Consider the following 7750-nt stretch of genomic DNA (forward strand, 5'->3'; position numbering starts at 1 on the left):
GCCAGGCCCAGGTGCTGGTGGAGCGCTTCGTGGCCTCCTCCCTGCCGCCCGGCGCCATCTCCCACCTGAACTACGCGCAGAAGGTGGCGCAGGTCCCCATGGTGCTGTCGCTGATGGTGGTCACGGTGACCTTCCCGATGGTGGCCCGCGCCATGGCCGACGGCGAGGCGGACCGCGCCCGCCGCCGGGTCGAGCGCGATCTGACCCTGGCCGCCCTCGTCGTGCTGCTCGGCGCCGCCTATGTCGTCGCCCTCGCCCCCCAGCTCATCGAGGTGCTGTTCCAGCGCGGCGCGTTCACCGCCCACGACACCGCCGTCACGGCCTCCGTGATGCGGGTCTACGCGCTCGGCCTGCTCGGCCACAGCCTGGCCGGCGCCCTGGTGCGGCCGTTCTTCTCCGCCGTGCGCCCCACCTGGTACCCGGCCGGCACGATGGCGGTCGGGCTGCTCATCACCGTGCTCGCGGGCGTGGCGAGCGCCCCGCACTGGGGCGTGCACGGCATCGCCGCCGCCAACGCCGCCGGCATCTCCGCCACCGCGCTGCTCCTGCTGCGCGGCCTGAGCCGGCGGATGATCGCCGTCGACGTCTGCCGCGTCGGCGCGGACCTCGGGCGGCTCGCCCTGGCCGCCGCCGCGGCCGTCCTGGCCGGCTGGGCCGTCGCGCCCCTGCTCCCCTCGGCCCCGGCGGCCGCCGCGCTGGGGTGCCTCGTCGTGCCCGCCGCCTTCGCCCTCGCCGCCCTGGCCGTCCGGGCCCCGGAAGTGGCCGGGATCGTATCCGCCGTCGAACGAAAGCTCCGCCATGCCCGCTGAGAGCCTGTCCACCTCCCCCGCCCGGGCCCGCGACGCCCGGCCGAGAACGACATTCGAGCGCCGGGCCCTCCGCCGGCCCTGGCTGCTGATGTACCACTCCGTCACCGAGCGCACCGAGGACCCGTATCGAGTCACGGTCAGCCCGCGCCGGCTCGCCCGGCAGTTCGACTGGCTCGCCGCCCGCGGGCTGCGCGGCGTGGGCGTCGCCGAACTGCTGAGCGAGCGCGCGGCCGGCCGGGGCACCGGCCTGGTGGGGCTCACCTTCGACGACGGCTACGCCGACTTCCTGGACAACGCCGTGCCGCTGCTGCGCGCCCACGGCTTCACCGCCACCCTCTTCGCCCTGCCCGGCCGGCTCGGCGGCGACAACGAGTGGGACCCCCTCGGCCCCCGCAAGCCCCTGCTCACCGCCGAGGGCCTGCGGGCCGTCGCCGCGGCCGGCATGGAGGTCGGCTCGCACGGGCTGCGCCATGTGGCGCTGCCCGGCACCGACGAGGAGACCCTGCGCCGGGAGACCGCCGACAGCCGGCGCCTGCTGGCCGAGCTCACCGGCCGGCCGGTGACCGGCTTCTGCTATCCGTACGGGACCGTGGACCGGCGGTCGGCCGAGGCGGTGCGCGACGCCGGGTACGACTACGCCTGCGCCATCGACCCCGGCCCGCTGACCGGCCCGTACGCCCTGCCCCGGGTGCACATCGGCGAGGCGGACACCGGCTGGCGGCTGGCGGTCAAACGGCTGCTGCACCCCCTGCGCCGCCGGGCGGTGCCGGAGCCGGAGCGCCCCGGCGCGCTCAGCGGGGCCGGCCGGTGAACGCGCCGCGCGGCGGGCGGCGCGGGCGGCCCGGGCCGGAGCTGAGGGTGCTGCACATCATCACCGGCCTCGGCGCGGGCGGCGCCGAACAGCAACTGCGGCTGCTGCTGCGCCGCCTGCCGGTCGCGGCCGACGTGGTCTGCCTCACCAACCCCGGCTCGGTGGCGCGCGGCCTGCGCTCCGACGGCGTGCGCGTCGTCGACCTGGGCATGCGGAGCAACCGCGATCTGTCCGCGCTGCCGAGGCTGACCCGGCTGATCCGGGACGGTCGCTACGACGTGGTGCACACCCACCTCTACCGGGCCTGTGTCCACGGCCGGATCGCCGCCCGGCTCGCGGGCGTGCCCACCGTCGTCGCCACCGAGCACTCCCTCGGCGACCACCGGATCGAGGGCCGGCCGCTGACCCGCGCCACCCGCGCGCTGTATCTGGCCACCGAGCGCCTCGGCAGCGCCACCGTCGCCGTGTCCGCCACCGTCGCGGAGCGGCTGCGCGCCTGGGGGGTGCCGGCCGACCGGGTCCACACGGTGCCCAACGGCATCGAGGCGGCCCGCTTCCGCTTCGACCCGGCCGCGCGCGCCGCGACCCGGGCCCGGCTGGGCCTGCCCCCGGACGCGTTCGTCGTCGGCGGGGTCGGCCGGCTGGTGCCGGGCAAGCGCTTCGACGAGGCGGTACGCGCCGTCGCCGCGCTCCCGGACACCCGGCTGCTGCTCGTCGGCGACGGCCCCGAACGGGCGGCGCTGCGGCGGCTGGCGGGCGCGCTGGGCGCGGGCGATCGGGTCCACCTGGTGGGGGAGTGCGAGGCGCTCGCCGATCCGGGAGGCGTGCCGGGGAAGTGCGAGGCGCTCGCCGATCCAGGGGGCGTGCCGGGGGAGCGCGCGGCCCTCGCCGGCCCCGGGAGCGCGGCGGCCACGACCGCCGCCGCGCCCGACGTGCCCTCCCTGCTGAGCGCGATGGACCTGTTCGTCTCCCCCTCCGCCGACGAGGCGTTCGGCCTCGCCGTCGTCGAAGCCCTCGCCGCCGGGCTGCCCGTGCTCCACGCCGCCTGCCCCGCCGTCGACGAACGGCCCGCCGAGGACGCCCCGGGCGCCCACCGCATCCCCCCGGCCGTCCGGGCGTACGACATCGCCCACTGCGCCGAGCGCGTCGCCCACCTCTACGAACACCTCGCCGGCCACCCGCACGGCCGCCGCGCCACCGGCCGCGCCCCGGACCCGTACCCCGGGGCCGGGCGCCCGCGCCGTCCCACCCCGTCCGACCCCCAGAGGGGAGCCCTCTCATGACCGACACCGTCCCGGCCGTCCAACCGCCCACCGTCACCGCGCCGCCGGGCCCGGCCCGCTCGTTCCCCCGGTGGCTGCCCGGCTGGTGGCCGCTCGCGGTGTGCACGGTGCTGGGCATGGCCGGCGGCACCGCGTACGGAGTGCTGACGCCCCCGCGCTACACCGCGACCAGCTATGTGCTGGTGGTCCCCGAACGCACGGCCGACCCCGCCGGGGCCCTCGGCTACGCCCAGGCGTACGGGCGGGTGGCCACCGGCACCGCCGTCCTGGCCGAGGCCCAGGCCGCCGCGCGGCTCCCGGTCTCCGGACTCCAGTCCCGCATCCGGTCCGCGACCTCCCCCGACGCCCCGATGATCGAGGTCACCGGAGTGCACCGCCGCCCCGACCGGGCCGCGACCATCACCAACGCCGTGGCGGAGGCCCTGGCCGACCACGGCAACGCCTCGGCCAAGAACACGGGGATGCGGCTGACGGTGTTCTCCGAGGCCCTCGCCCCCGCCGCGCCCTCCTCGCCCTCGCCCCGGCTCACCACGGCCGTCGGTGCCGGTGCCGGCGTCCTGGTGGGCGGCCTCGCCCTGCTCGTACGACCCGGCGGCCGGCGCGAACGCGACGCCTCGGCCCGGCCGGCCCCACCCCGCCAGGGCGCGGCCCCAGAGGCCCAAGAGGCCCGAGAGGTCCAGGGGAGCCAGGAGGCGCGGGAGGCGCCGCAGGCCCAGGAGGCGAAGGACGGTGTCCGGTGACCGCTCCGGGCCCCTGGCTCCTGGGGCCTGCCGGGAGCGAGCGCGACCGCCCGGCGGGCACCACCCGGGGGAGCCGGGCGGGCAGCGGATGCGACACCCGGGCGGGCACCGCCCGCGAGGGCCCGGCGGGGAGCGGGTGCGCCGGGCCGACGGTCACCGAGTGCCGGGACCCGGCCCGGTTCGCCGCCCTGGCCCCCGAGTGGGACGCCCTCTACCGGCGCTGCGCCACCGCCACCCCCTTCCAGACCCACGCCTGGCTGCACTCGTGGTGGCTGTCCTACGGCACCCGGGGCAGGCTGCGGCTGCTGCTGGCCCACCGCGCCGGGGCGCTGGTGGGGGTGGCGCCGCTGACCCTGGTGCACCGGCCGCTGCCGACACTGGTGCCGCTGGGCGGTGACATCTCCGACTTCTTCGACGTCCTGCTCTCCGACGAGTGCCCGGACGAGGCCGCGGGAGCGCTCGCGCGGGGGCTCGCCCGGGCGGCCCGCACCGCCCTCGTCGACCTGCGCGAGGTCCGGCCGGGCGCCGCCCTGGAGCGGGTGTACGCGCGCTGGCCCGGCCCCCGTCGTACGCTCCCCGACTCGGTCTGCCTGGAGCTGCCCGCCGCCCCCATCGAGGAGCTCCTCCAGCGGATTCCCAACCCGGGCCGCCGCCGCACCCGCGGCAAGCTCCGCCGGCTCGACGCCCTGGGCATCGAGCACCGCAGCGTGCCCGAAGACGAGGTGCCGGAGGCCGTGGCCCGGCTGCTGCGGCTGCACGGCATGCAGTGGCGGGGGCGCGGGATGACACCGGAACACCTCAGGCCGCGCTTCGCCGAGCACCTGGTGCGCGCAACCCGCGCCATGGTCCGTACGGGCGACGCCGTGCTGACGGAGTACCGCCAGGGCGGGCGCGTGCTCGCCGCGGACGTCACGCTCAAGTCCGCCGATCTCCTCGGCGGCTATCTCTTCGGGGCCCACCCCGAGCTGCGGGCCCAGGCCGACATCACCGCCATGCTCATGCGGCACGACGCCGAGCACGCCGCGCGGGCCGGCCACCGGGTGGTCAGCATGCTGCGGGGCGTGGAGCCGTACAAGCGGCACTGGCGCCCGGACACGGTGACCAACCGGCGCTTCCTGCTGGCCCGCCGGGGCCTGGGCGGGCCCCTGCGGCTGTACGCGGCCGGGGTCGCCGGGCGGGCGGCGCTGGCCGCCACGGCCCGCCGGCGCCTGCCGTTCCTGCTCGCCGTCCGGACCAGGCTGCACGCCTGGCGCTCGGCCCGGGCGGGCGGCCGGTGAGGGCCTCCCCGGCCGGTGCGCGCCCCGGCCCGGGGGCCGCCCCGGGGCTAGTCCCGCAGGCTGAAGCGGACGCAGATGGTCCGGTGCCCGATCCAGGCGCCGATCCAGTCGCCCAGGTCCAGCCGGAACCAGCAGCGGGGCTCCCGGAACGGCGGGTGCTCGGGCCGCGGCGGCGGGGCGGAGGGCAGCGAGGACAGCGAGGCCCGGAACACCCGCGCGGAGTCGGGATTGCGGTGGCGGCACTGCCACACGCCGTGCGGACAGTAGTCCGTGATGGTGTGATAGAGCGGCGGATGCGCTCTGATCCATTCGAGCATCCGGCGCATGTACTCGGGGTTGTCGCCGTTCCGGAACAGCCCCCATTCCGGGTACGAGGTGGGCTTGCCGTGCCGTGCCGCGAATTCCACCTGCGCCTTGAGTCCGAACGGCTGGTGAATGTGGTCGTCGAAGGTGTGTCCAGGTGGCTGGTCGTAGGAGTCCATGCCGATGATGTCCACGACGTCGTCGCCCGGATAGCACTCCGTCCAGCCGATCGCGTCCTGGCCCCGGCTCGGCGCGAAATCGAACCGGAATTTCTGCCCGGGCACCGCGCGCATGGTGGTGACAATGCGTTTCCAGTACGTCTTCCACGCCGTGGGATCGGGCGCACAGCGATGGGTGTAGGTGACGCCGTTCATCTCCCAGCCCAGCACGAGCACCGTGTCCGGCACGCCGAGCGCCACCAGCCGCTCGGCCAGCGTGCGGAAGTGGTGGTCGAAGTCGCCCCGCGCGCCCTGCCCCAGCAGCTCGCGCACCTCCTCGTCCGGCACGCCCGCCTCGTTGCGCTCCTGCATGGGCACGTTCAGCACGAACAGGCGGTCGTGCCCGGCGCGCCGCCAGTCGGCCCAGGCGCGCAGGAACGGCGGCTGCCCCTCGATGTTCGACCACAGGTCACCGGGGAGGTAGGTGCGGCCCACGCGCGGCTGGGTGCCGCCCAGCCAGGCCCGCAGCCCGTTCATCCGGGCCACGCCCTCGGGCCCGGAGCCGAGGAACGCGCCCATGGGCACCCCGGCCAGGCCGGGCACCCGCACCGGCCCGCCCGTCGCCGGCGGGCCGGCGGGGCCCGCGTCGCCCGCCCCCGCCGGGCCGACCGCCAGCGCGCCCGCGATCAGTGCCCCCACACAGGCCAGGGCGAATCCTCGGCATCGGTGGAACATGGCTGCTCCTTTCCGGCGGGCCGCTCGACAGGAAGGGTTCCCAGGTGCGGAGGAAAACCGGTGACATCACGGGAGCGACATCGCCGGACAGTGAACAGACGGTAAGTCACATGACCCTGATGAATGTTTATTGATACCCCGTCCGCCGCATTCCGTCGCCCGCACGGCCCATCGATCCGAAGGGATGCAGTGCATCACGACCCGCCGGCCCACGCCGATTCGCGCCCTGCGCCCCAAGCATGCTCGCAAGGGCCGGGCGGCATGCCACGCTTCGACACCGAAGTTCCCGTGTTGCTGTTCCGCATGGACCGCAATCCCTTCCACCACGGAACCCTCGGCGCCATTCGGTCCCTGGGTCGCGCCGGAATCGAGGTCCACACGTTCGTGGAATCCCGGTGCACCCCGGTGCGCCGCTCCCGCTATCTGCGCGGGGCCCACGGCTGGCCGCGGGAGAGCCCCTGGCCCGGCGGGCTGCTCACCACCCTGCGGCAGGTGTCCGAGCGGATCGGCCGGCCCGCCGTCCTGGTGCCCATGGACGACATGAGCGCCATCGGCATCGCCGGTCTGGCCGAGGCGCTCACCGACCGCTATCTGCTGCCCGCCCAGCCCCCGGGGCTGCCCCAGCGGGTGGCGGACAAGGCCCGGCTGGCCGGCGTCTGCCGCGCGCTGGACGTGGCCCACCCCTCCTCCGTGGTGCCCGACAGCGCCCGCGCGGCGGCGGCCGCCGCCCGCGAGCTGGGGCTGCCCGTGGTCGCCAAGTGGAGCCGTCCCTGGCTGCTGCCGCGCGAGAGCGGGCTGCGCAGCACCACGGTGGTGCGCACCGCCGAGGAGGCGGGGCGGCTGTACGAGCGCGCCGGGCAGGCCGGCAGCGCCCTGCTCCTCCAGCGGTACGTGCCGGGCGGGCCCGGGCGGGACTGGTTCTTCCACGGCTGCTTCGGCGAGGGCGGCTGTCTCATCGGCGGCGCCGGCGTCAAGGAGCGCTCCTGGCCGGTCGGCACCGGGCTGACCGCCGTCGGCCGCTGGCTGCCCAACCCCCAGGTGGAGGCCGCGGCCCGGGACCTCGCCCGGAGGCTGGGCTTTCGCGGCATCCTGGACCTGGACTTCCGGCTCGACGACTCCGGCACCTACCAGCTGCTGGACTTCAACCCCCGCCCCGGGGCCCAGTTCCGGCTCTTCACCGACCGGCGTGGCGTGGACGTCGTACGGGCCCTGCACCTGGACCTGACCGGCCGTCCGGTGGGCGACGCGCGCCCGGTCCCCGGACGCGTGTTCGTCGCCGAGAACTATGCGCTGCTGTCGGCCGCCGCCGCGGTGCTGCGCCCCCGGGGACCGGCGGTGGCCGCCCGTCCCGCGCCTGGCACCGCCGGTGCCGCGCCTGGCACCGCCGGGCCCGCACCGCGCGCCGCCGCGCCCACCGAGACCGCCTGGTTCGCCGGCGACGACCCCGTGCCCTTCCTCGCCATGGCCGCACACTGGCTGGCCCGCGGCGGCGGCAAGGGCCTGCGCCGACTGCGCCGCGCCCTCGCCCACGGGCGCGAGCTGAACGGCGCCCCAGCCAGGGAGCGCGACGGCGCCACCGCACGCGGACGCGAGCGCGACCGCGGCGCCCCGCGCGCCCCCCGTACCCCCTGCTT

7 protein-coding genes are annotated in these 7750 nt (G+C 76.9%); 6 read left to right on the forward strand and 1 reads right to left on the reverse strand.

Going from position 1 to position 7750, the window contains the following annotated elements; all coding sequences use genetic code 11:
• From ACSNOD_RS25485 to ACSNOD_RS25505, 5 genes are all read left to right on the forward strand, one after another.
• A partial coding sequence (locus tag ACSNOD_RS25485; RefSeq protein ID WP_436769390.1) for a lipid II flippase MurJ occupies positions 1-809 on the forward strand: 809 nt, incomplete at its 5' end.
• Positions 799-1620: a polysaccharide deacetylase family protein gene (locus ACSNOD_RS25490; RefSeq protein WP_436769391.1), complete on the forward strand. Its 822-nt coding sequence runs from the start codon at positions 799-801 to the stop codon at positions 1618-1620. The genes ACSNOD_RS25485 and ACSNOD_RS25490, both read left to right, overlap by 11 nt.
• 41 nt (positions 1621-1661) lie before the next feature.
• On the forward strand, positions 1662-2903 hold the full coding sequence (locus tag ACSNOD_RS25495; protein ID WP_436769395.1) for a glycosyltransferase: 1242 nt from the start codon (positions 1662-1664) through the stop codon (positions 2901-2903).
• Positions 2900-3643 carry a lipopolysaccharide biosynthesis protein gene (locus ACSNOD_RS25500; RefSeq protein WP_436769392.1) on the forward strand — a complete coding sequence of 248 codons (744 nt, stop codon included), beginning with the start codon at positions 2900-2902 and terminating at the stop codon, positions 3641-3643. Before ACSNOD_RS25495 ends, ACSNOD_RS25500 begins: the two co-directional genes overlap by 4 nt.
• A 188-nt stretch (positions 3644-3831) precedes the next feature.
• Positions 3832-4920 carry a GNAT family N-acetyltransferase gene (locus tag ACSNOD_RS25505; RefSeq protein ID WP_436769396.1) on the forward strand — a complete coding sequence of 363 codons (1089 nt, stop codon included), beginning with the start codon at positions 3832-3834 and terminating at the stop codon, positions 4918-4920.
• 47 nt (positions 4921-4967) lie between these two features.
• On the opposite strand, the gene ACSNOD_RS25510 is transcribed toward ACSNOD_RS25505, so the two are convergent.
• Positions 4968-6116 (reverse strand): glycoside hydrolase family 26 protein, encoded by a 1149-nt coding sequence (locus ACSNOD_RS25510; protein WP_436769393.1) that lies wholly within the window; start codon positions 6114-6116, stop codon positions 4968-4970.
• A 261-nt stretch (positions 6117-6377) separates the two neighbouring features.
• Here ACSNOD_RS25510 and ACSNOD_RS25515 point away from each other — a divergent pair.
• On the forward strand, positions 6378-7750 hold a 1373-nt coding region (locus ACSNOD_RS25515; RefSeq protein ID WP_436769394.1), incomplete at its 3' end, for an ATP-grasp domain-containing protein.

This window comes from Streptomyces sp. URMC 123, from assembly GCF_051386515.1.
Lineage (GTDB): Bacteria > Actinomycetota > Actinomycetes > Streptomycetales > Streptomycetaceae > Streptomyces.

Coding starts and splice junctions, on each gene's coding strand:
- ACSNOD_RS25490 (WP_436769391.1), top strand. CDS start 799: ATGCCCGCTGAGAGCCTGTCCACCTCCCCCGCCCGGGCCCGCGACGCC.
- ACSNOD_RS25510 (WP_436769393.1), bottom strand. CDS start 6,116: ATGTTCCACCGATGCCGAGGATTCGCCCTGGCCTGTGTGGGGGCACTG.
- ACSNOD_RS25500 (WP_436769392.1), top strand. CDS start 2,900: ATGACCGACACCGTCCCGGCCGTCCAACCGCCCACCGTCACCGCGCCG.